Genomic DNA, 24,704 nt, shown 5'->3' on the forward strand with positions numbered 1-24,704 from the left:
GAGAAAAACTGTTATGTCGACGAAGACCAGCCGCAGAAACCTATTGAAGAATGCAGCCGCTGCCGCCGGAGCGATTGGCGGGGCCGCAGTTCTGACTGAGAGCGCGAGTGCTGCGACCCCTGAGGCTCCGCAGAAGAAGTCGTATGGCCAGCCGCCGAAGAATGGGGAGGCTCCGCTGTTCAGCAGTGTTGTCTCCTACGGCAACCTGGTCTTTCTCGCCGGTGTAGGCGCTCACTTCCAGGGAACGATTGAAGAGCACACAAAGCATGTTCTCGATGAGCTGGAGAAGAACCTCGCCAGCGCAGGCTCTTCCATGGAGAAGGTGTTGAAGGTGAACGTCTATCTGAACGACATCAAGGACTGGGAGCGCATGAATACGGTGTACAAGGGCCGTTGGGGCAAGATTCCTCCGGTGCGCACTACCATTGCTCCGGCCGGCGGCATCCCTGGCAACTCGCTGGTCGAGATTGACCTCATCGCTTATATCTAGAGCGTTTCCCGGTTGCTGTGTATCCCGCTCTAACCGACACCAAACGATAACCATCAGGAGAGGAAAAACCTTATGTGTGCGCTGCCGAAACTGCGTCCTACGCGACGCGATCTACTCAAGCAGACCGGAGCTCTTTCAGCCCTTGCCGCGGTATCGCCGCTGGCTGCCGCTGGAAGCGCCGAGGCTCAGGTAGCGCACTCCGCTCCTTCTCACGCTGTCACTTTCCAGCCCGGAACCCTGCAGGACAATGTCTTTACGAAATTGGGTGTGCGCCCCATCATCAACGCGCATGGCACCTTCACCATCATCACCGGCTCACGCTCGTTGCCCGAAGTGAAGCAGGCCATGTTTGAGGCCTCGCACTACTACGTGCATCTGGATGAGCTGATGCCGAAGGTCGGCGCTGAGATCGCGAAGCTGGTCGGCGCGGAGCATGCGGTGGTGACCACGGGCTGTGAAGCGGCGATTGCGCTGGCTACTGTGGCATGCTCCTGCGGGACCGATCCGGAGCTCTCGCAGGCCTTCCCGTACAAGCGCAAGAAGAGCCAGGTCATCATTCCCAAGCACTCCCGCAATCCATACGACTTCGGCGTCCGCATGACCGGCGCGGAGATTGTGGAAGTGGACTCGGCAGAGGAACTGCAGGCAAAGCTCACCGATCAGGTTGCGATGATCTACATTCTCTCGGGCCCGGCAGCGGAGAAGGGACCTCTTTCGATTCCTTCCATCTGCGCGATGGCGAAGGCGAAGAACGTTCCCGTCTTTGTCGATGCCGCGGCGGAAGAGCCGCTGGTTCCCAATATCCACCTGCAGCATGGCGCGACGCTGGTTGGCTACTCCGGCGGCAAGTGCATGCGCGGGCCGCAGGCTGCCGGCATGATGATTGGCCAGGCTGACTTGATTAAGGCTGCGTGGTTCCAGGCTTCGCCGCACCACAACTATGGCCGCGCCTACAAGGTTGGCAAGGAAGAGATCATGGGCCTGCTGGCCGCGGTGCGCCAGTGGTACAAGCGTGACCACGATGCCGAGCAGAAGGCGTGGAAGAGCTGGCTCGATCAGATCGCGGACAAGATCAAGGGGCTTCCGTCGGTCCGCGTTGAGTATCTTGATCCGGAAGATCTTTCCAACCGTTCGCCTCGCCTGCGGGTTCACTGGGACGCGAACCAGGTGAAGATTACCGGTACCGAACTGTTCAAGCGTCTTGACGAAGGGACGCCGCGCATCATGCTGGACGGCGGCACTGGCGTCCGTCCGGACAAGATGGAGAGCTCGTTCACCATCATGCCGTACATGCTGGAAGCCTGGGAGATTCCGATCATCGCTGATGCCATCCATGAAGCGATGACCAAGCCTGGTCACTATGAGAACCCGGTGGTCCCCACCGGAGCAGCGAAGGTTGACGGGAAGTGGGCTGTTTCGCTGAAGTACACCCGCGGAACCGCGGAGCAGACGTTTGAGCTGCAGCAGAGTGGGAGCGATCTCAAGGGCAAGCAGGTTGGCGCGATCTATCAGGCTGATCTGAAGGGCAGCATTCACGGCAACGATCTGAAGCTCTTTGCCCGCATGCCTGTGAGTGGCCATGAGGTGACCTGGGATTTCGTCGGAACGGTGCAGGGAAATACCGCTTCAGGAACGGTGGCCCTCGGTGAGTACGGTATGGCGGAGTGGAAGGCTGTGCGCGCTTAGGAAGGTATGGTCGGTGGGAGCCGTGGGCTTTTAGCCCACGGTTTAGACCCTTCGTCTGGCTCGCCGATCCCGATAAAGTCATCGCTGCGGTTAGACGCGGGCGCTAAGCCTTAGAGGCGAGCTAAAAGCTCTTCGACGCTCTGCTTCCAGCCATCGAAATCATCAGATTCCGTCCAAAGTTCTACGATCTCAGAGGGCTCAGAGAGAACTCGAGCGATCGCCCGCTTAGCCTTATCAGTAAAATCTCCAGAGACTGAAATGTGAGCGCCTCTGATCTCGACCGACGTAGTGGAGGTCGTCTCGTGCCAGGAGCTTCCCGTCATTCTCGCGATGATCTCGGCAGCTGCGAGGCACTCCTCTGCTTCCGGTGCTTCAAGATAATTATCCCCGCAAGCCAATACTCGATCCAAGGCCTGTTCCAAGAGCGGCATGCCCCCGCCATCCGATACAGCCGCTGCAAAGTCGCAAGCGGTATCATTCTCGAAAATTCCGAATCCCCAAGCGCCCATCGTCACCTCTCTATCGCTATCTGCTGAAGGTACCAAATGTCAGATGGGCGTATCGACACGCCATCATTGCGGAGTTATAGAGCGGGCCTTCAGCCCTTCGTTTTTCTATGGGGCAGCAAACCTGGGGCGTTGCCCCAGGCTGGTATAGAACGCGCCTTCAGCGCTTTTTCTGCCGGGTGGCAATCCTCGGGATTCCCCACGAACTTTGTTCGTTGGGGGAACGCTCGCCACGCTAGGGTGGGCAAAGAACACCCATAAGTTCCTAACAAACAGAGAATGCTCTAATTCTCTGTGGCGAAGAGTTGGAACTCGCGGATGCGGGCGGTGCCGGCGGTGGAGAGCAGGTTCAGGCGGAAGCGGCTTGCGGTGATGGCTGGGAAGCGATCGATCTTCTTATGACCGATTGCGTGTCCTGTCATTACCGGTTTCCAGGCGCCGTTAATCCAGGCTTCGATGCGGTAGGTCTGCACCATCTGGCCGTCGGTCAGCCACTCCATTGTTAAAGCGCGGTCAACGCTTGTGGGCTTTGCCAGCCGGACTTCGAGGGTTGCGCTGTGTGAGCCCGCGGGAGCGCTCCAGAAGGTATCGGTGTCGTTGTCGAGAGCCTTGTGCGTCTCGGTATCAGGGATAACGGCGTTTGCCGCCAGATTCTTCTCCGCACCGTAGTGCTTCTGGATGGCTTCGCCGAGTTCTTTCAAGCGGGCAACGTCGCTGTCTGGTAGAAGGCCACGATTGTCTGGGGCTACACCCAGCATCCACTGGCCTCCTTTGCCGATGGAGTACTCGTAGCTGTCCATCAGATCGTCGACGGACTTCAGCGAAGCTTCGTCGTTCGGATGCCAGAACCAGTGCAGCTTGCGGAGAGGCGTGTCGACTTCAATCGGACGCCAGCGCAGATATCCATGGCGGTCGACGACATTCCAGTTTTCGTACTCGACCTTTCCGCTCTCGTCGCCCGCCCAACGCGCATCGCCATACTCGAAGAGGCCGGTGTCAGCAAAGACGATGGTGTTCGGCTGGTAGGTGCGCAGCGTTTCAATGATCTTCTTGAAGTCGTAGACGTGTCCGCCGCTGCCGGCTCCGTCGAGCCAGAATTCCACCAGGTCGCCGTAGTGCGAGGCTAGTTCTTCCAACTCCGCGCGGTAGTAGGCGTCGTACGCTGCGTTGTCTTTGTACTTCGGCTCGTGGCGATCCCAGGGAGAGAGATAGACGCCGAAGCGGAGACCCTCGGCGCGTGCGGCCTGTGCGGCTTCACGGACGAGATCTCCCTTGCCGTCTTTCCATGGGCTTGCCTTGATGCTGTAGTCCGTCTGTCCCGTCGGCCACAGGCAGAAGCCATCGTGATGCTTGGCTACGAGAACGACGTACTTCGCGCCGGAGGCTTTGATCGCCTTCATCCATTGGTGTGTATCGAGCGATGTCGGGTTGAAGGTGGAAGGCGATGCGGTGCCGTCACCCCATTCGCGATCGAGAAACGTGTTGGTGCTGAAGTGAAGAATGACGCCGAACTCGAGGTCTTGCCATGCTGTTTGTTGCGGCGTGGGTTTGATCTCGGTGAAGTTCTGGGGCCAGGTGGTCGCGGGCAGAAGGAGCGTCAGGCCAAGGGCCATCTGGCGAAGCGAGAATCGGTACAAGCGTCAGCCTCCAATGCGTGCAAGTCTTCCTTCGAGCATCGCATATCGATGGCTATCGACGCACAGCGCGCCATCCCGATCGAAGAAAAACTCCTGTGGGATGCTTCCGCGTAGCTTGCGATGTACGGCGATCACCTCACCGGCGGCGTTCTCTTCAGTGACGGAGAGCATGTTCAGCACCCGTCCTCCGGCGGCGGCAACGGCAAGTGAGCGGCCGTCGGGAGAGACGGCGATGTGATGCGGAGACATTGCGGTAAGCGAGAGACCCTGCGTCGTCAGGCGCTGCAGACGGCCACTCGGTTCTACACGATAACTGGAGATAGCTCCCGCGGGCAGACCGAGATAGCTCGTGTATCCGTGCGTGACGTGCAGTATCTGATGGTCACTGGAGTAGACCATGGCGGAGGGCAGGTCAGCCTTTTCGCTGTGTCTCCGTTGTCCGCGGACGACGCTATGAATCCAGCCGCCTTCGCGATCGAGTTCGAAGGTGATGCCGTCACCGATCGCGGCGAAAGCTCGTGTCATGGGAGCGGCACAGATGGCAGCCCCCGCGATTCCCTGCAGTACAGCGCGACGTGTTGGTTTGTACTCTCGCATCATCATGCCTTCGGTCGGATTGACATCGAGTGATGGAACAGATTGTGGGGATCGTATTCCTTCTTCACTTGTTGAAGCAGGGAATAGAGATCGCCGGTGCCGTAGTAGAGCGTGGTCCACTCCGGGCTCTCCAGCATATCGGCATCCGCATAGTTGATGTAGCAGCCCTCGAAGTTCTCGTTCGGGTAAGGGTAGCCGGGATACTTTGGGTCCGCCGAAGGAGTGGAGTACATGGCTTTGTAGCACTGACGAATTCCGTTCAGACGGAATGCATCATCTGCTTCGTTCAGCCAGTAGCTCTGGTACTGCAGCTTCAGGATGGAGCTACGCTGGGGTATCGCGGTATCGGCGATGCGAGCAGGGTTGTTCACCATTCCGCCGTAGGAGTCGATAGCCAGGATGAGGCCGCGGGTTGCATCGTTTGTCATCTGGTCGTAGAGCACATTGGCTTCCGCCACGGTAAAGCCCTTCTTCATGTAGCAGGACTTGTACTTGGAGCGGCGACGGTTTGAGCCGTAAAGGCCGCTGCCTCCCTGTCCGCTGACTGTCGCTTCTACCCAGTTCAACGCGCGTACGGGATGCGTTCCGTAGCAAACGGTGTCACCGACCTGTGGTCTCTGCTGTTGCTGCTGGCTAAACTCCTGTTGTTGCAGATAATCGGGTGGAGCCTCTGCAGCAGGCCGGCAGGTCTGGAAGAGATTCAGATACTCCTGCACCCACTCTCTGCCTTCGTTGTCATCGCCTGTCTGGGCGTAATGGAGACCGAGGCCGACGCGGCCGGATTTGCTGTTGCCCACAACGAGGTTCGTGAAGACGGGATAGGTTGCTGGGTTCTTGTCGTTCTTGGCCCAGTAATCGCCGTAGGTGGTGACGATACGAACGAACTTCTCGCGCGTCATCTCCTTCCAGTCCCAGGAGATATTGGCGGTCAGCACCTGCTTGGGCATTGGAGGAAGCTTGGCGAAGTGGAAGGCGGTGATGACACCGAAGTTCGAGCCTTGTCCGCCGCGTAGCGCGCGAAAGAGCGTGGGATGATGTTGCGCGTCGGCGTAGATGAGTTCTGCTTTGCCGGCCTGATTGACGATGACGATCTCAACACCGGTCAGCCAGTCCACGGTGATGCCATACATGCGCGCCAGGGTCCCATAGCCGCCGCCGGAGACGTGACCGCCCGCCGTGACGGTATAGCAGGTGCCCCCGGGGATAACAACGCCGCCCAGCTTATAGAGCCGTTCGTAGACCACACCGAGCTTGGCTCCTGGCTGAATGATGTAACTGCCCTGAGTTTCGCCGGCTGAGACACGGTCCATCATGCTGACATCCAGCAATACACCGCCTGGATTGTTGACGACCCAGTCTTCGTAACAATGGCCTGAAGAACGCACGGTTGGCCGCTGTCCGCGATCGATTGCCTGTTGCAGCGTGCGGACTACATCTTCTGCGCTGGTACAGTACTCGACCTGAGCAACACGTTGGCTGTCAGAGGCAGGGAAACGTGCATTATTGCCGCGGCTGCAAACGTCAAAACGAACATCATTGCGATCAACAACGGAAGCCATGCTCCTCCTAGATCCAGGTGGCAAACATCGGTGTATCCAGCGGATACCGGTGGACAGGGGCGGAAAGTTCGCCGGTAGCGAGATTGCGTTGCAAGACGACCACTTCACCGCTGTCCTGGTTGCTGGCGATCATCCATTTACCGGTGCGGTCCAGGGCGATGTGACGGGTGGTTTTGCCGCCGTTGGGTGCAAGCTGTTTGAGCTTCAGTTTGCCCGAGGTACGGTCGATATCGAAGACCGCGATGGTCTGGTCGGCGATGCGGTTGCCGACATACACATTTCGTCCATCGGCGGATGCGAGAATCTCGCCGGCAAAGGCGGTATGCGGAGGAAAGTCCGGCTTTAGGGTCGAGACGCGGTCGATGGCCGTGATGCGGCCGCGCGCTGCATCCCACGCAAGAATATCGATGGTCGAGTCGAGCTCGTTTACGCTATACAGCCACTTGCCGTTCGGATGAAACGAGATGTGGCGGGGGCCGCTCGCGGGCTTTGCCTGCCAGACTGGAGGATCGTTGGGCTTGAGAGCGGCGGTTGCCGCATCGATGCGATAGATGCAGATCCGGTCGAGACCGAGATCGTTTACCAGGAGGAAGCGGCCGTCAGGGGAGACCTGCGCCGAGTGGGCATGCGACTTCGTCTGCCGTGAAGGATCAGGTCCGCTGCCTTCGTACTGAAAGTGTGAGACAGCTTCGCTCAGGCTGCCGTCCGGCTTGATGTGGTAAGAGGCGATGCTGCCTCCGCCATAGTTGGCGATAAAGATCGAACGGCCGTCCGGCGAGAGGGAGAGATGCGTGGGGCCGTTGCCGAAGGAAGAGACTTTATTCAGCAGGCGAAGCTCGCGAGAGCCGGGGATAGTCTCCAGCGCGTTGACGCCGGAGTCGTCTTTGCCATCTTCACTGACGGCATAGATCCGTGTGAGAGAGCCGACGCGCCGGGTGACGAGGAAACTCGGTGATACCAGAGGCGCGGCTAAGGTGATGGAGCCGAGCTCGCCAGTGGTTGCGTTCCAGTCAGCGGTGTAGATCCCTTTGCTGACCTTACCGGTGGTTCCCAGCAGTACGCGGGTTGGAGTAACCGTGCCGGCGGCAAATGCGGAACGGATAGTGAACGCGGTCGCAAGACCGCCCCAGGCAAACTCTCTACGGGACAGTCGGGGGGCATTGACGGGCATCACGTCGTCCTTAAATTCGGTTTTTCGATGCGCCAAGGGTAATTTGTGAGAACAGGAGATGAAATCGGGCAAAAGTCCTATTTGCTGAGCCGTTCTCTTCGCTGCCCCAGCGCAACTGTTGTTGAGTATGCCGGAAGCCCTGTATCCCTGTCAGTTGCAAGGATGGTTTTGCTTGAGGGCACGGTTTCAGCCAATGAGGCCGATGTGGTGGAGAAGCAGATTTCTCCGCTCAGCTTCACCCCAACGAACGAAGTTCGTTGGGGACCCCGAACGCTACGAAATGACGAGTAAATCGGACGGGCTGTCGTCCTCGGCTTGAAGGACGTGACCTCAGCGGCTATTAGATATTGATCCGAGTGGCTTCAGGCGCGCCAGACTAACGGTTTTCTGCGGTCTTCGATCCTAACCGCATACTTTCAGAGAGCAGAATCGCGTCGGCGACTTCACGCATCGACTTCCGCCGTTGCCGGCTCTCTTTCTGCATCATGCGGTATGCCTCGTCTTCGGAGATCTTCAGGTCGCGTTGCAGAATGCCCTTGGCGCGATCGATCACCTTGCGCGATTCAAGCCGGTCCGCAAGCTGAAGGTTCTCGGTCTCCAGGCGTGCCCGCTCAATTTCAGCGCCTACCAGAACGCCGATGGTTGCCAGCAGGCGGCGTTCAAGATCGGTATGGAAGTAGGGCTGCTTGTGCTGCAGGTTCAGCACGCCCACCACGCGCCCTGCACACAGCACCGGAATGCAGAGCATGGCCTCGAAGGTATCTTCCGGAAGATTCCGGAAGGCGCTGAAGCGTGGGTCTTCGCTGGCACGCTCCGGGATAGAGACGGGCTCGCGATGTTCGGCGACCCATCCCGTGACTCCTTGTCCGACGGAGACCTTCAGTTGATCGATTTCGGCAGCGTGTGGGTTCCGTGAGGCGCGAAGGACGAGCTTGTCCTCTTCCAGCGTGTAAATGAAGCAGGAGTCGCACGGCACCATCGCGCAGACGCAGGCAACGATGCGCGAAAGTACAACATGCAGCGGGTCGGTTGAGGTGAGGCTGCTGCTGACCTGCTGCAGAATGTCCAGCGGCGCCAGGCCATCACGAAAGCCGGCCATCGTTGAGGTAGAGGGAGCGACCTGTTGCACCGGCCATGCGGGTGGCTTCGAGGCGACCGTCGCCGCCTCATCTTCCGGCTTGGCGCCGGAAAAGGAATCGGACGAACGCTTCTCTGCAAGCACTTTGCGGGCGTACTGCGCCGCTTCATTCACCATGAAGCCCATGCGCGGCCGCGATGGCTCGAAGTCGGGCTTCAGACCGTAGTGCAGAATCTCTTCGGTTGTCGTCGGTCCCACCGAGATGATGGCGATGGACTCGAGAGCTCTCCGCATCTCATCGGCAACCCCCATATCGCTGGCCACGTGGAAGAGATGAATCACCTGCACTGCGGTCATGAACAGGACTACATCGATGGAGCCATCGATGATCTCGCGTATCGCTCCCTGCAGCGGTGCAATGTCGAGCGGTAGTCCCCACTGATAGACCGGGACTTTGGTGACAGAGGCGCAGCGATGAACCAGCTCGGCAATCAGCTCGGGATTCGTGGCGCCATATTCCTGGACGGCGATGTCATAGCGCGCGAGTGTATCGCCGTACTTCTTGTCCATCTGCGCCAGTACTTCACGCCATGTGCTGGGTTCGGCGGTGGTGACTGCGACTGGAATCTGTAACTCACGCAATGCGGCGACTGGCTTTACACCCCTGGCTACGATCTGTCGCTTGCACAGTTGCTGCAGTATTTTTTCGCGATCGAAGGAGGCGCTTAGTACTTCCATCATCTTCGCTACGCCGACACCGGTCATGAAGACGATGAGATCGATCTCCCCTGCGAGCAGGCGGTGGCCGAACTCCACGCAGTCGGTATTCGAGCTGAGCGGAATCTCGCGCATGGATGGAACCACGAGCGGGTCACCGTTATAAGTGCGAATGAGCTTCTCCACCTCGCGCTCGCGGCGGGTCTCTAGAGATAACACTCGCAATCCTTCAAAGCTGGCGTGGGGCATGACTCTCCGAAGCGGGTTGAGCTGCGTTGATGCCGGGGGAAATTGATTAAAAGATAATCAATCTCATTCTAGAACTGTACGGTCATCAGGTGCGAAAACGCCAATTGATCGTTCTTAGAGCATTTTCCCTGTTGCTGGGTATCCCGGAAGAGGAGTGCAGCGGCGCTTTCATTGCGGAAAACGCCCATAGATGAGGAAGCCCTACTCTACACCTACAGGGAATGCTCTATGGTGAATGCGCAGAATTCCTTTTCTGTCAGAGGAATGGGAGGAAATCGCGAATCCTCGATGAAAAACAGCTTGCGTCCATACAGACATCGCCCTATACTCCAAGCATTGCACCCTTCGGCTATGGCAGCCTGAAGGTGTTGTCTGAAGGTGCGGCCCCTTGATGCGTCCGCCTTCGCCAGTTCTGAGCATTTCAAGATTAGTAAGCTGCTCCGCGACGAGCCTGAATTCACCGCCGATGTGTGCGTGTGGGATTGCTGCGTTCGTTCCGGAGTTTTTCGCATCGCCGCACAGGTGATTCAGGCCGTCGTACATCATCCACCGATTGTTTTGCCGCGTGAGGATGTTTATGTCGACGATGCCACACAATCTCGTCTCACCGCAGTCGGGCTTCTCCGACGAGCAGGCACAGTATCTCCGTGGTTTTTTTGCGGGTGTGTTGCAACGCCCGTTTGTTGGGCACTCCGCATCCGGGCAGATCACTTCTCAGCCTTCTGCCGGCAGCGCGAATCTTGCCGAGCCCGCCAAGGAAGAGACTTTCTTCGGTACGCCAGTCTCCGATCTCTGCGCTGAAGAGCTCTGGAAGTACGAGCGCAATCCGCTGGATCTGTGGGATGAGCTGCTGCAGACTGCCGCCTCAAACGAGGCCCCTGACGCGGAGCGCCGCTATCGTTTCAAATTCCACGGTCTGTTTCATGTAGCCCCCGCGCAGGATTCCTTCATGCTTCGGATGCGCGTCCCCGGCGGCGTCATGAGCTCCGCGCAGATGCGTGGCATCGCCACGATTGCTGAAAAGTTCGGCAACAGCCGCATCGATCTCACCACCCGCGCCAATATTCAGCTCCGCGAGTTTGCACCGAAGGATGTCGTCAACGTGCTGAACAGCGTTCGCACGCTCGGCATGAGTTCGATGGGTTCCGGCGCAGACAACATCCGCAATATCACCGCATCGCCGATTTCCGGCTACGATCCGCAGGAACTGATCGACGTGCAGCCCTACGCCGATGCGCTGCAGAACTACATCACCAACTCGCGCGATATGTTCGGGCTGCCGCGCAAGTTCAATATCGCCTTCGACAATGGCGGCGCCATCAGCACCCTGGCCGACACCAACGACATCGGCTTTGTAGCCTTCTCTGTTGGTGAAGGAAAGAGCGTGCCTGCGGGCGTCTACTTCCGCGTTCTGCTCTGCGGTATCACCGGGCATAAGCAGTTCGCTTCGGACTGCGGTTTGCTGTTGCGCCCTGACCAGCTTGTTGCTGTGGCTGCGGCGATGGTCCGCGTCTTTGCTGAAAACGGCGATCGTACCGATCGCAAGAAGGCCCGCCTGAAGTATCTCGTTGATCGCTGGGGCGTCGAGAAATTCCTGGAAGAGACAGAGAAGAAGCTTGCGTTCCCGATCCTGCGCGTCGATGCCTCGGAGTGCGAAGCACGTGGTCCGATCAATCGCGCTGGACACCTTGGTGTGCATGCTCAGTCGCAGCCCGGCTTCTCCTACATTGGTGTGTGTGTTCCCGTGGGTTGGCTGCCTATCGCGCAGGCCCGCGTCATTGCGGATGTTGCCGAGCGATTCGGAAGCGGCGAGCTCCGTCTGACGGTCTGGCAGAACCTGCTTATTCCGAACGTGCCGGAAGATCGTGTTGCTGAGGCATGCCGTGTCCTGCATCAGGCTGGGCTTGAGACCGCCGCAGGCCGCGTGCAGAGCGGTACCGTTGCCTGTACCGGCAATCGTGGGTGCAAGTTCGCTGCCGCGGACACCAAGGGCCACGCTCTGGAGATTGCGCGCTCGCTGGACAGCATGTTCGTCATTCACCAGCCAGTTAACCTGCATGTGACCGGCTGCCCACACTCCTGCGCGCAGCACTACATCGGCGATATCGGCCTGATGGGCGTGAAGGTCGGTGGCGAAGAAGGCTACCAGGTGAACCTCGGCGGCGGAGCCGACAACGACCAAGCCATGGCGCGGCAGCTTTTTCCGGCGATGAAGTACAGCCAGGTACTGCCTGCGCTGCAGGCGATCTTTACGGTTTACACCACACAGTGCATGGAAGGTGAGAGCTTCCTCGCCTTTACCAACAGACACAGCATTGAGGATCTGCGCAGTATGTGTACCAGCAACGCCCCGGCGGAGGTGATGGCGTGAGCTCGCAGCCTGTTCCTTTTATTCCGCACGACGCTCCGTTCAACGCCGACCAGCGCGCGTGGCTCAATGGGTTTCTTGCGGGCCTCTACTCCAGTGCTCCCGCGCCGGAGATTTCCCCCGCGTCTGCGACGGCTTCGGAGAATGTGGCTGTTTACTTCGCCACGCAGAGCGGAACGGCTGAGCGGCTGGCGAAGAAGTTCGCCAAGGAGCTGAAGACCGCCGGCCACAACGCGACGGTTACCTCGCTCACGGATGTGACGCCATCCCATCTCGCAGAGCAGAGCAATGCCGTCTTCTTCGTCAGCACCTACGGCGATGGTGAGGCTCCGGATCATGCCAAGGCATTTCGCGATGCTCTGATGGGCGCGGACTCTCTCCGCCTGGCTTCGCTGCGGTACTCCGTATTCGGTCTCGGGGATAAGACGTACGAGCAGTTCTGCCGCTTTGGCGTAGAGCTGGATGACCGCCTGGCTGAACTCGGGGCGCTGCGGATCACGCCGCGCGTCGAGAGCGACGTTGATGTCGATGAACCCTTCGCTGCCTGGAAGGGAACGTGCGTTACACAGATCGGCACGAAGTCGAACGGTGCGAATGGGACGAAGCACGCCGAGGTGGCTACGGCCGCTGCCGCGGCTCAGCCGGTAAAGCAGTCGCTGTATTCGCGTGAGAATCCACTTCATGCAGCCGTGGTGGATCGCCGCGCGCTGACCTCGAATATTTCGAGCAAGCTGACCATTCACCTGGGAATCCAACTGAACGAAGACCTTCCCTACCAGGCAGGGGATGCCTGCGGTGTTTTGGCGCAGAATGATCCCACCTTGGTGGATGAGACGCTGTCGCTGCTGCCGTTCGGTGCAGAGACTATGGTGGAGGTTCCCAAGGCAGGCGCCTGCAGCCTGCGTGAGGCTCTGCTGTATCACTATCAGCACACCCGTTTGAGCCGCAAGATGGTACAAGCCTTTGCGGAGAAGACGAAGTGCAAAACTCTCTCCGCCCTCCTACCGGCCGAACAGGCCGCTCACCTGGACACGTTTCTGTATGACCGCGGCCTGATCGATCTGCTGCACGAGTATCCCGGCGCCATCGAGACACCGGAAGAGCTGCTTGCGATGCTGCCGCGCCTGGCGCCCCGGCTCTACTCCATCTCTTCGAGTCCGGCAAAGCACGGTTTGGAGCTTCATTGCACCATCGGCGTCGTGCGCTATCGCTCGCACAACCGTGAGCGCGGCGGTGTCGCTTCCACCATGCTCGCCGAGCGGGTTGGTGTGGGAGAAACAGTTCCGGTCTACATTCAGCCGAACAAGAAGTTCCGCCTTCCGGTCGACAGCAATACTCCGATCATCATGATCGGGCCAGGTACGGGCATCGCGCCCTTCCGCGCGTTCCTGCATGAGCGCGAAGCGCTTGGACAGAAGGGCCGCAACTGGCTCTTCTTCGGTGAGCGTAGCGCGCAGACCGACTTTCTCTACAGCGAAGAGCTGCGCTCCATGTCGGAGAGCGGTCATCTTACGCGGCTCGATACGGCCTTCTCGCGCGATCAGGCGCACAAGATCTACGTGCAGGACCGCATGATCGAGTACGGCGCGACCTTCTGGCAGTGGCTGCAGGAAGACGCTCGCGTCTATGTCTGCGGCGACGCCTCGCGTATGGCCAAAGATGTGGACTCGGCGCTGCACACACTGATTGAGAAGCACGGCGGTATGAGCACCGAAGCCGCCCGCGAGTACGTTTCGCAGATGCATGACGACGGCCGGTATCACCGGGACGTGTACTAAGCAAGGGATCAGGAGCAAACGAACGTGGCATTGCCGCTTCAAGAACGAGCGATGGAGACCGACAGCGCTGAGCTGGTACGGCTCACCCTGGTTGAGGGTGGAGCCGCACCCTCGCTGGTAAATGCGCTGATTCCATCGCGGCCGCTCGAGGCTGGAGAGCAGTACCGCTTCCACTTCGATATGACGAAGTGCATCGGCTGCCGCTCGTGTGAGATTGCCTGCAATGAGCAGAATGGCAATCCGGCCGACATCAAGTGGCGCCGCGTTGGCGAGCTGGAAGGCGGTATCTATCCCAATGTGATGCGCACCTATCTCTCGATGGGTTGCAACCACTGTCTCACCGCCGATTGCCTGCGCGGATGTCCTGTCGATGCCTACAGTAAAGATCCGATTACGGGGATCGTGCTGCACTCTGCCGAAGCCTGCATCGGCTGCCAGTACTGTGTGTGGAACTGCCCTTACAGCGTGCCGCAGTTCAATCCGGAGCGCGGCGTCGTTGGTAAATGCGACATGTGCCGCGAGCGCCTGCTCGATAATCGCGAGCCTGCATGCGTCAATGCATGTCCGGAGAACGCGATCCAGATCGAGATCGTGAACAAGAACGAGTGGACGGCGGACCACTCCCTCGCCGATTCGCCGGGTATGCCTCCTTCCGGCCAGACAGTCTCCACCACGCGCATCACCCTGCCTGAGAAGAGCTCCGTTACCTGGCTGGATCGTGTCGATACCGGTTCTATCGCGCTCGAACATGCGCATCCTTCTCTTGTTGTGATGACCTCTGCCATGCAGGCAGCGTTTGGTCTGCTCTGCGGTCTATTGCTGGACCGCAACCTCGGAGCGGTAAGTCTGTCGCTGCTGTTACTGGTTACCGTCATCGCGATCAATATCTCCATCTTCCATCTCGGACGGCCTGCCTATGCCTGGCGCGCTCTGAAGATGTGGAGGCGTTCGTGGCTGAGCCGTGAGGTTCTCTGCTTCACGCTCTTCCTGGTGGCGCTGACGGTATCCACCGGTGTTGCATGGGCATCGCTGCTGCGACCTGCGCTGGAACGCGCGGTAACTCCGCTGGCGCTTGTAGCAGCCGTGATCGGACTTGCAGGCACGCTCGCCAGTGCCCGTATCTACCTGGTGAAGGCGCGCCCGGCCTGGAACATGCTGCACACGCCACTCGACTTCGTACTTTCGGCCTTCCTGATGGCTGGGCCGGTGATGGCGGTGATGCAGGCGCCTGCGGTTTGGCTGGCAACGCGGCTGCACGCAGTTGGTATGGCGGTAGCTCTTCCTCATGTTGCGCCGCATCCCCGGGCTGTGGCGTTGGCTGCCATCCTCTGGATTGCGAACCAGATTGTTCGCATTGCCAGGCTGCGTGGTTCCACAAACTTTGAACGCCACGCCAGCTACAACCATCTGCGCGGCGAACAGCTCTGGTGGAAGGTAGCGCTCTCCTGGATCTGCGCTATCCAGGCCGTGCTCTTCCTTCTGGCGCCGATGCCCTGGCTCTCGCTCGCCGCGGCTTCTGCGGCCGTGCTTCTCAACCGCTATCTCTTCTTCGTCTCGGTGGTTCCGCTCAGCATGGGATTGACCTTCCTCAACAATGGGTCTCATGGAAGGGCGACGACATGAAGAAGCGGGTGACACAATACGCCAATGCAGTCGCAGAAGACCGTGTCAGGATGCAGCCGCTCACGTTTTTCCAGCGGATGCAGCGCTGGCTGGGTTTCGATATCGCGCGCACGCAGTATCGCTATGGCAAAGATGCACGCTTCGGCTACATCTCTGAGTCGCGCATTGCGGATACCTGGACGAAGACGACCTGCGGCTACTGCTCCGTTGGTTGCGGCATGCTGGTCGGCACGCGCAACGGACGTCCCGTTGCCGCGCGCGGAAACCCTGACCATCCCGTCAATCTGGGTAAGCTCTGCCCCAAGGGGCTCAGTGAGCACCTGATGATCGAGGCTGCCGGCCGCGCCACTACGCCGATGCTGCGCCGCGGTGGGCGCGGCACTCCGCTGGAGCCGATCTCCTGGGACAAAGCCCTTGAGGTGATGGTGACGCGTATCGGGTCGATCCAGGAGCGTTTCGGCAATGACTCGCTGGGTGTGATCAGCACCGGCCAGCTGGTGACAGAGGAGTTTTATACCCTAGGCAAGCTGGTGCAGCTCGGCTTCCGCAGCCGCAACTACGACGGCAACACCACGCTGTGCATGGCCAGTGCGGTTTCAGGCTACAAGCTGAGCTTCGGTTCGGATGGACCTCCAGGGTCCTATGCCGATATGGAGACGGCGGATGTCGTGCTGCTGATTGGCGCGAACATTGCGGACAATCATCCTATCCTGTGCAACCGCCTGCGCAAGAAGCCCGGCCAGATGTTGATTGTTGTGGATCCGCGTGTCACCAAGACTGCGATGATGGCCGATCTTCATCTGCCGGTGAAGCCGCGTTCCGACATCGCGCTGGTCAACGGTATTGCGCATATCCTGCTGCGCGATGGCCTGGTCGACCGCGAGTACATCCGCGAGCACGTGGAAGGTCTGGATGAGTTCGTCAGCTTCGTCGCCGACTACACGCCGGAGGCGGTCAGCGCGACCACAGGGCTCACGATCGAGACCATCGAGAAGGTGGCTCGTCTGTACGGCGAGGCGAAGTCGGCTTTCATCGGCTGGACGATGGGTGTGAACCACTCCACTCAGGGCGCGCATACCGTCGCGGCGATCAACAACCTCGCGATGATTACCGGCAACATCGGCCGCACGGGCAGCGCTCCGTTTTCCATCACCGGCCAGTGCAATGCGATGGGGTCGCGCGAGAGCAGTTTCACCTCGGCTCTGCCCGGCTACCGGAAGTTCGATAACCCTGAAGATCGTAAGGCGCTCGCTGCTCTCTGGAAGATCGAGGAAGAGGAGCTGCCCACGGCGCGCGGGCTCGCGTATCCGGACATCATCGAGGCGGCCGTCAAAGAGCAGGTCAAAGCGATCTGGATCATTGCTACGAATCCCGTGGTCTCGTTCCCGAATCTGAATCTGCTCAAGCACGCCTTTGAGACCACGGAGTTCGTCGTGGTGCAGGATGGTTTCTATCCAACACCGACGATGGATTATGCCGACCTTGTTCTTCCCGCGGCCATCTGGGGTGAGAAGGAAGGGACGTATACCAACTCCGAGCGCCGGATAAGCAAAGTGAATGCCTTTGCCGTGCCGCCGGGCGAGGCGCGGTCTGACTTCGATATCTTCCTCGGGCTCGCCGAGCGGCTGGGTGTGAAGGACAGGCTCTTCCCGGGATGGAGCAGCACGCACGACGCATGGCTCGAGTGGCAGAAGGTCTCCGCCGGGCGCATGTGCGACTACAGCCAGTTCACCTGGCAGCAGATCGAAGACGAAGGCGGCAAGCAGTGGGGCGGCGAGCGGCTCTACGGTGATGGCCAGTTCCCTCGCGAGAACGGCCGCGCTCTACTGCACTGTGTTCCGTGCCTACCCTTCGTGGAGCAGCCGAACACCGAATTCGATTTGATTCTGAACACCGGACGCACCGTTGAGCACTGGCACACGCGCACCAAAACCGGCGCTGTTGCCATGCTCGACGCCATGTCTCCCAATGCATGGCTTGAGATGAATCCGGCCGATGCTGAGCGGCTTTCGCTGCGCCAGCATGATCGTGTCACGGTGCGCTCCAGGCGTGCCTATGTTCGCGACGTTGAGTTGCGCATTACCGGGATTGTCGCTCCCGGACAGGTCTTCATGCCGTTCCACTTTGCTGAGCAGAATTCCAACCTCGTGACTCTGGGAGCTTTTGACCCTATCAGCCGCGAGCCCAACTTCAAGCAGTGCGCCGTCTGTGTTGAGCGTTCCGCTCTGAAATAACACTGTTCTGTAAGACTTTCTCGCGCCCATGGCCGCCGCGAGTGTTGTACCGAGCCGAACCTGGATGTTCGCTCCTGCCGTAGCAGTACTCCGTGCCGCAGTTACATTTCGACATTTCAGATCTCAGGAGCCTTTCAAAATGGCCAACGTAAAGCACTTTCTCAAATCCGGTCATCCAGCGACGCTTTTCGCATCGTTCCTCTACTTCGACTTCACCTTTGCTGTCTGGGTGTTGAACGGAGCAATGGGACCTTTCATCACCGAGCAGTTCCACCTCTCGCCGGCGCAGGTCGGCCTGATGGTCTCGCTTCCTACCATGGCAGGCGCTCTCATGCGCTTTCCACTCGGCGTACTGAGCCAGTACATCGGCCGTAAGAGCGCGGCGATCGTCGAGATGAGCTGCATTATCCTGGCGCTGCTCTACGGCTACTTCTTCGTGCACACGTTCTCCAACGTGCTGGCCATGGGCGTTCTGCTGGGCACGGCTGGCGCAAGCTTCGGCGTGGCGCTCTCACTCGGCGCGGGCTGGTTCCCCAAACAGTACAAGGGGCTGGCGATGGGAATCGCGGGCGCCGGTAACAGTGGCACGGCCGTCGCAGCCTTCTTCGCTCCGCGCCTGGCGAAGGCCTTCGGCTGGTCGCACGTCTACGGCTTCGCGGCGCTGTTCATGCTGCTTCCGCTGATCGTGATGATCATCTTCGCCAAGGAACCGCCTGACAGCGAACATCAGACACTGCGCCAGCACCTCAAGTGCCTGGTGGAGCGTGATGGCTGGTACTTCAATCTCATCTACATCATTACCTTCGGCGGCTTCCTCGGTCTCGCAACCTTCCTGCCCTCGCTCTTCGTCGCGCAGTTCCACATTCCTAAGACGCAGGCCGGAACGCTGACCATGTGTGCCACGCTACTGGGCAGCATGACCCGTGTTGTGGGTGGATGGTTTGCTGACCGTGTCGGCGGCGTTACAACGCTGAGCGTCGTCTTCCTGGTCGCTATTGCCGGTATCTTCGGTCTGGTGACCTCGCCATCCCTGGTCGTGACGACGGTGCTCTTCATGCTCTGCTTCGCCGCGCTTGGCGCCGGTAACGGAGCGACCTTCCAGCTTGTTCCACTGCGCTGGCCTCTGGCGACTGCTGTCGCCGGCAGCATGGTGGGAGAGATCGGCGCACTGGGCGGCTCCATTCTGCCCAACGTGCTTGGACAGTCCAAACAGCACACCGGCTCGTTCGCAGCAGGCTTCGCGGCTTACGCCGTCTTTGCACTCTTCGTGCTGGTGATGCTGCGCATCGTTTCACGGAAGTGGACGCGTACCTGGGTCGGAGAAGGCGGCAGGGCCCTTGCGCCTGCCGCAGCTACTTCCCTCGACGCGGAAAGCCAGGAGGAAGCGCTCGCCGTATAGTGCGGCACCCTCTTCGCTCGATCGTCCATTGCTGTTTTCCATCGCGTCGCATGCTTTGCCGCGATAACACCCGTGCTTTGTCGTAATAAGGAGATTCTTCCGTGAAATCCGCTCTCTTCGCCTTCATTTCGGTGGCATCTGTTGCGGCTTCGTTTGCGCAGTCCCCAGCCGCTCCTCCATCGTCTGCCGTGAATGTCACCGCTATCCTGCGTGAGCGTAGCAACGTCACGCAGTGGTTTGCCGCGACACCAACCTCGGAACGCTACGCCCACCAGGACTCATTGCTGCGGCTTGGCATCACGCAGCGCATTCGCCAGTGGGACTATCAACTCGAGATCGGTCAAAGCGCTGAGCTGGCGCTGCCAACCGATGCGGTTTCTCCAGTCGCCGCGCAGGGCCAGCTTGGCCTGGGCGGCACCTACTATGCCGCGAACAACAACAATAGCAATCCGGCCGCCGCTTCGCTCCGGCAGGGCTTCCTGCGTTATCACTTCCAGAAAGAGCCGGACACCTTGCGCGTAGGCCGCTTCGAGTTCTTTGACGGACAGGAGATCGTTCCCAAGAACAACACGCTGCTCTGGATACAGACCAACCGTGTCGGCCATCGCCTGATAGGCAACTTCGGCTTCTCGAATGGACAGCGCTCCTTCGATGGTATTGAAGGGAAGCTCGGCGGCAAGAGCTGGAACCTGACCGCAATGGGCGGCCGCGCGACGCAGGGTGTCTTCAACATGAATGCCAACCCCGAGTTGAACGTTGATGTGCAGTACCTGGCTTATACGCATGTGCTGGCGAAGCAGCGCGTGATCGTTCGCGCTTTCGGTCTCGGCTATCATGACGGCCGTACCGGGCTGACCAAGACGGATAATCGCAGCGCTGCAGCACGCGCGCTCGATCACAAGAACATCCGCATTGGAACCTTCGGCGGCAATCTGCTGGCAGCGGTGCCTGCGGGCCATACCACAGTCGACTTCCTGCTGTGGGGCGCCGGCCAGGTCGGTTCCTGGGGAGTGCAGGATCACTCCGCAGGAGCGATCGCAGTAGAGGGCGGCGTGCGCTTCGATAAGGTCAAGACGACACCGTGGGTTCGTGGCGGCTATCTGCGCTCCACCGGTGACAACAATGCGACGGATAACAAGCACAACACCTTCTTCCAGGTCTTGCCCACGCCGCGTATCTATGCGCGCTTCCCGTTCTACAACTCGATGAACTCCACCGATTCCTTCGTGCAGCTTGTCGATAAGCCCAGCAAGAGAGTGGATCTACGTTCCGATCTTCACTTCCTCAAGCTCACCTCGGCCTCGGATTTCTGGTACCAGGGGGGCGGGGCCTTCGATAACAAGGTCTTCGGTTATACGGGACGGCCGGCGAATAACCACAATAGCTTCAGCTCGCTGTATGACATCAGTGCCGACATTACGCTGACTAAGCAGTTGTCGCTGGGAACGTATTACGCGCATGCCTTCGGGAAGTCGGTTGTCAGTGCGATCTATCCGACGGAAGGCGGCGCGAACTACGGATACTTTGAGCTGAACTATCGCTTGCAGAAGGTCCTGGGCGGTCATAGCCACTAGGGCGTATCGAGCGAAGCGAGAGAAGGCGGTTCGAGCTTCGCTCGAATACCCAGGTCCCTATGGGGACCTGGGGCACCCGGTGTCCGGGAAGGTTCTACGGGACCTTGATCAGGCCGGTTTGAATGGCGACGAAGATCGCTTCGGTACGATCGCTGACTTCGAGCTTGGCAGCGATGTGATTCAGATGGTTTCTTACTGTGAACTGGCTGATGCGGAGCGCGTTGGCAACTTCTTTGTTTGTAAGGCCTTTTGCGACGAGTTCCAGAATCTCCCGTTCCCGGGAGCTGAGTCCTGCGGTCATCTGCCGGTTCGACAAGCGCTCCGCAATCCGCCGGGGAAAGGCCTGGTGGCCTGTATGGACCTGGCGAATCGCACGCAGAATCTCTTCGGCCGGCGCGTCCTTGTGCAGGTATCCAAAGGCGCCGGCATTGACTGCTTCATAGATCTCTTCGTCGTACTCAAAGCTGGAAAGAATGATTGGCCGGGCTTGTGGCGAGGTCTGGTGTATCTTGCGAATGGTCTCAATGCCTGAGAGGCCAGGCATACGCAGATCTACCAGGACGATATCGACGGGTATCGCCTGCAGCACCGCAAGTGCGGCGTCTCCATCAGGGCAGCAATCTATAACCTCCAGGTCCGGTTGCAGTCCAAGCAGCGCGGCAAGGCCGAAGCGAACGACTGGATGATCGTCCACCATCAGCAGACGGATCTTGTCTGCGGCTTCTTCTGTCGACTTGATACGTGTAGCAAACTCACTCATGTAACTCTTAAGACTCCGGATAGGGGCGGAGCGTAGCGCGCAGCCGGTACAAAAGACTTCCGGCAAGTCGGAGCTGCGCTTTCACCAGGATGGTTGTGCCCTTACCGGGTAGGGAATGAATCTCGAGCGTTGCCTTGATGCGGTCTGCGCGGGCGCGCATGCCAGACAGGCCGAGCGTCCCGGTGCTCTCTTTCGGTGTAAAGCCACGCCCGTTGTCGCGGACAGAAAATTCAACATCGCGGTTTGTAAGACTCAGCCCGATCTCCAGACATTTCGCTTCGGCATGTTGCATTGCGTTGCTGATAGCTTCCTGTCCGATGCGGTACAGTGCGTCGGCGATCTGGATCGGAAGGTGGCGGTTCTTGCCGCGGAGCTGTGTCGTTACCTCGAGCGTTCCACCATCACTCATCCGGAGGGCGGAGGCGCGCAGCGCCGCGAGAATCGCCGCCGCATCGCGGAACTGGGGGCGCAGGGCAGCGATCGTCCGGCTGGCTTCACGATGGCTCAGGTGCACCATGCGCAGCGCGTTCTGAATGTGCTGGCGGATATGGGATTCACCGCGCCGCTCCAGGTTCGCGGCTTCAAGCTGATAGGCAATGCCGGTAAAGCTTTGCGAGAGCGTATCGTGCATCTCGTAGGCGAGCTGCTCCCGTTCTTTCAGGATGGCGCGCAGATGCCATTGCTGCATGCGATGCAGCAGGAACTGCGCTGCCAGAAAGAGAGCGACGACCGCGGCGATGGCGAGAGCGATATGTTCGGGCGACCACCACGGCGGAGGCGCAATCACATCGATACGGTTTACGACTACGATGAAGGGATAGAGGTCGTGGGTGAACTCAGAGAGCGAGGTCGCCGTTCCCTGCAGCCGCAACCTGCTGCCCGGTCGCAGGCTGTTTGCCTCCAGATGAAAATTATTGCTGCCCACCGCGCTGAAGGTGGTCTCGCGATCGCGTAGCAACAGTTGATAGCCTTCGCTGGTCGTATTGGCTGAGATGAGGGTCCCTTCCAGCTCGATGAATCGTCCACGGTAAGTGCCGCCGGTTAACTCGTCCGCGTTTACTGCCAGAGGCGGGATGGGAACATCCGACCACAGAACGCGGACCTTGGCATCGTTCAGATGAATGCGGAATCGCTCCGAGACCAGGGTGCCCTCGGCCCGGATGACATCGCCTAGTTTCACATTCACCGGAGAGTCGGGATTCACGACGAGGGTTCCAGTGTCGTCCTGCACATCAAGCAGGGGCAGCGTCGCGATGACCGTTCCCTGAATGGTTGTGTTCGGGTAGACACCAGGAGACATCAGGGTGCTCTGAATCGGGCTGGCGCCGGGAGGGAAGGCGTGCCGGTTGGCCTCTGCCGCAAATGCCGCGGTTGTACTGGCGACATCGCGCGTAAGAGGCGGCGCCGGAATAGAAAGCGCTTCATCGTCCGGCTGGCCGTTGAGGGGAGTTGTCGCAATCAGGTCCTTGGTTGATGCATGCCTAACACGGATGTTCTTCCATTGTGCGCTGGTGTGTTGCGATCGCAGGCCGAAGTGTCCTTTGGTCAGACAGCCCGGTTGATCAATGATCGCTGAGGATGTGACAGGAACAGGTGTTGAGGTCGGCCCGGAAAAAGGGGCTTGCGGAAAGGTTACCGAGATCGCATAGCGGCAGCCCACGGCAACGATCTGTAGATGAAACCATCCGGCAGCGGTTTGCGCCCGCGGAACTGCTTTACGGATAAGCGGCCGCCAGCCGAAGTCGGCGCGGCCAAACTCCCACGTCGCATCCACCGGGCGCACACTGAGGTAATAGCCATGATAGGCATCCACTCCCTCTTCTTCATCGCTGGTGCGGAGCAGCAGGCCGGCATCTCCGAAGGGCTCGGCGATTTGCACGTCGGCTTCCAGCTTGATATCGGCAAAGGGTCCGGCGCGGCTGATCAGTTTGGCGCCGCGCTCTTCCGAGGTATTTACGACGGGGTTCCCACCGGACCATGTTCCACCGCGGGGCCTCCACGCATCCGCGCGCGAAAGCTCGTTCTCACCGGGAAGATATTTCGACTGTGGATCGGTCTGCACGAAGAAAGCAGCGCTTATAAGAAGCACAGCTGCCGTTGCCAACAGCAGCCACACCGCGTGCCTGCGACGGAGCTTCATTGCGAGCTCCAGTCGTAGGCCTCATACGCGAGCAGGCTGGTGATGGTTGGGCTGGTGAGGGTTTCACGGGTGAGTAGAAACGGAGCAACCAGCGTGTGTCCCTCTGGAGTTTTTCCGGCCAGTTCCTGCTGCATGCGCTCAAAGGCGATGCGGCCGATCTCGCGTGTGTTCTGTACGACGACGGAATCGATATCGCCAGTCTGCACGGGGAAGAGGATGTCCTGATCGAATCCGACGACCGGCACCTGCGACCTGGGTGTGCTTGCCAGCTTCGCGTAGTAGGCGCCGCGCGTTGCAAACGGGGTGAGCGCGACGATCAGGTCAACCGCAGGAGTGCGCTTCAGAACCTCAGCGGCGATCTGCTGCTGATGTGGAATGTTGGCGTCACCGAAGACGCGCACGGCGACTTTGATCTCAGGTGCAATCTGCGCCAGGTCTTCTTCCAGGTACTGCTGACGTCGCAGGCCGTTCTCAGAACGTGGGCTGACGCCGATCAGTGCGATGGAGCCGCGACCGTGCAGCAATTGCGCGATGCGCTTTGCTGCAAGCGATGCACCTGCGCGTTCATCGGTGGAGACATAGGAGAGAAGCGGACCAGCAGGAGGGCCGACCTCATCGTCCACGATGACCAGAGGCATGTTTGTCTTGATCGCGTCGAGGACCACACTGCGGCTGGCAAGTGTCTCTTCCGGTGCGAAGATGATGCCGCGGAGCTGATCCCTTTGCATGCGGGAGAAGAGATTGAGCTGGGTTTCTACGTTACTTAGGTCTGCCGGTCCGTTCCACTCGATATGCAGGCCGCTGTTGTGTGCCGTCTCCGCGATGCCGAGATGCAGCGGCTCCCAGAGTAATGTTCCCGTTGTTCGCGGCACCACACCGATTACGGGCTGCGGACGATTGCAGCCTGCGAGCAGCGCGGTCAGGGTGACCAGCGCCAGGAGGCAGGAGATGCGGCGAACGTTCATTCGGAACGGGGCCCAGCCTCTGTAAAAGAGCGTGTTCGGGCCAACAAATAAGTATAACGATTCCGTATGAATGTTTGTCGAGAGCTTCCAGGAAAATCCGCGTAGTACATCTGTACCATGCCAATCGTCCTCTCTAACCGATATTTTTCGGGTCGCGCAATAAATCGGAATTC

General features: G+C 59.5%; 17 protein-coding genes. 8 read left to right on the forward strand and 9 right to left on the reverse strand.

Features of this window, described 5'->3' with window-relative positions:
* The first annotated feature begins 13 nt into the window (after nt 1–13).
* Together FTW19_RS05095 and FTW19_RS05100 are read left to right on the forward strand one after the other, a co-directional pair.
* Complete coding sequence (locus tag FTW19_RS05095) at nt 14–490, forward strand: RidA family protein (protein WP_147646630.1); 477 nt, start codon at nt 14–16, stop codon at nt 488–490.
* 72 nt (nt 491–562) lie between these two features.
* Nucleotides 563–2,176 carry a PLP-dependent transferase gene (locus FTW19_RS05100; protein ID WP_147646631.1) on the forward strand — a complete coding sequence of 538 codons (1,614 nt, stop codon included), beginning with the start codon at nt 563–565 and terminating at the stop codon, nt 2,174–2,176.
* A gap of 110 nt (nt 2,177–2,286) precedes the next feature.
* On the opposite strand, the gene FTW19_RS05105 is transcribed toward FTW19_RS05100, so the two are convergent.
* From FTW19_RS05105 to FTW19_RS05130, 6 genes are all read right to left on the reverse strand, one after another.
* Complete coding sequence (locus FTW19_RS05105) at nt 2,287–2,685, reverse strand: DUF4259 domain-containing protein (protein WP_147646632.1); 399 nt, start codon at nt 2,683–2,685, stop codon at nt 2,287–2,289.
* A gap of 281 nt (nt 2,686–2,966) precedes the next feature.
* Entirely contained in the window at nt 2,967–4,319 is a 1,353-nt protein-coding gene (locus FTW19_RS05110) for an alpha-L-fucosidase (RefSeq protein ID WP_246153576.1), read from the reverse strand.
* 3 nt (nt 4,320–4,322) lie between these two features.
* Entirely contained in the window at nt 4,323–4,922 is a 600-nt protein-coding gene (locus tag FTW19_RS05115) for a beta-propeller fold lactonase family protein (protein ID WP_147646633.1), read from the reverse strand.
* Complete coding sequence (locus FTW19_RS05120; protein WP_147646634.1) at nt 4,919–6,475, reverse strand: FAD-dependent oxidoreductase; 1,557 nt, start codon at nt 6,473–6,475, stop codon at nt 4,919–4,921. Before FTW19_RS05120 ends, FTW19_RS05115 begins: the two co-directional genes overlap by 4 nt.
* 7 nt (nt 6,476–6,482) lie before the next feature.
* Nucleotides 6,483–7,646: a lactonase family protein gene (locus tag FTW19_RS05125; protein WP_147646635.1), complete on the reverse strand. Its 1,164-nt coding sequence runs from the start codon at nt 7,644–7,646 to the stop codon at nt 6,483–6,485.
* 376 nt (nt 7,647–8,022) lie between these two features.
* Nucleotides 8,023–9,660, reverse strand: a complete 1,638-nt coding sequence (locus FTW19_RS05130) for a uroporphyrinogen-III synthase (protein ID WP_246153577.1) — start codon at nt 9,658–9,660, stop codon at nt 8,023–8,025.
* Between the two features lie 607 nt (nt 9,661–10,267).
* Between FTW19_RS05130 and FTW19_RS05135 the strand changes: the two genes are divergently transcribed.
* The 6 genes from FTW19_RS05135 (at nt 10,268) to FTW19_RS05160 (ending at nt 20,666) form a co-directional block, all read left to right on the forward strand.
* Complete coding sequence (locus FTW19_RS05135) at nt 10,268–12,061, forward strand: NirA family protein (protein ID WP_147646637.1); 1,794 nt, start codon at nt 10,268–10,270, stop codon at nt 12,059–12,061.
* The gene (locus FTW19_RS05140) at nt 12,058–13,836 is read left to right on the forward strand and encodes a diflavin oxidoreductase (RefSeq protein WP_147646638.1); all 1,779 of its coding nucleotides are present in this window, start codon (nt 12,058–12,060) and stop codon (nt 13,834–13,836) included. Before FTW19_RS05135 ends, FTW19_RS05140 begins: the two co-directional genes overlap by 4 nt.
* 24 nt (nt 13,837–13,860) lie before the next feature.
* Nucleotides 13,861–15,459, forward strand: a complete 1,599-nt coding sequence (locus FTW19_RS05145) for a DmsC/YnfH family molybdoenzyme membrane anchor subunit (RefSeq protein ID WP_147646639.1) — start codon at nt 13,861–13,863, stop codon at nt 15,457–15,459.
* Nucleotides 15,456–17,693: a molybdopterin oxidoreductase family protein gene (locus tag FTW19_RS05150; protein ID WP_246153578.1), complete on the forward strand. Its 2,238-nt coding sequence runs from the start codon at nt 15,456–15,458 to the stop codon at nt 17,691–17,693. Before FTW19_RS05145 ends, FTW19_RS05150 begins: the two co-directional genes overlap by 4 nt.
* Before the next feature lie 139 nt (nt 17,694–17,832).
* Nucleotides 17,833–19,092 (forward strand): nitrate/nitrite transporter, encoded by a 1,260-nt coding sequence (locus FTW19_RS05155; RefSeq protein ID WP_147646640.1) that lies wholly within the window; start codon nt 17,833–17,835, stop codon nt 19,090–19,092.
* 101 nt (nt 19,093–19,193) lie between these two features.
* Entirely contained in the window at nt 19,194–20,666 is a 1,473-nt protein-coding gene (locus FTW19_RS05160; protein ID WP_147646641.1) for an alginate export family protein, read from the forward strand.
* Nucleotides 20,667–20,760: 94 nt separating this feature from the next.
* Here FTW19_RS05160 and FTW19_RS05165 read toward each other — a convergent pair whose 3' ends face one another.
* From FTW19_RS05165 to FTW19_RS05175, 3 genes are read right to left on the reverse strand one after another with little or no spacing between them, the layout of a single operon-like run.
* Nucleotides 20,761–21,426, reverse strand: coding sequence for a response regulator (locus FTW19_RS05165; protein WP_147646642.1), 666 nt, complete (start codon nt 21,424–21,426; stop codon nt 20,761–20,763).
* 7 nt (nt 21,427–21,433) lie between these two features.
* Nucleotides 21,434–23,566 carry a sensor histidine kinase gene (locus FTW19_RS05170; protein ID WP_147646643.1) on the reverse strand — a complete coding sequence of 711 codons (2,133 nt, stop codon included), beginning with the start codon at nt 23,564–23,566 and terminating at the stop codon, nt 21,434–21,436.
* The gene (locus tag FTW19_RS05175) at nt 23,563–24,531 is read right to left on the reverse strand and encodes a substrate-binding domain-containing protein (protein ID WP_147646644.1); all 969 of its coding nucleotides are present in this window, start codon (nt 24,529–24,531) and stop codon (nt 23,563–23,565) included. The genes FTW19_RS05170 and FTW19_RS05175 overlap by 4 nt, the downstream gene beginning before the upstream one ends.
* Between the last annotated feature and the right edge of the window lie 173 nt (nt 24,532–24,704).

The organism is Terriglobus albidus, from assembly GCF_008000815.1.
In the GTDB taxonomy this organism is placed as follows: domain Bacteria; phylum Acidobacteriota; class Terriglobia; order Terriglobales; family Acidobacteriaceae; genus Terriglobus; species Terriglobus albidus_A.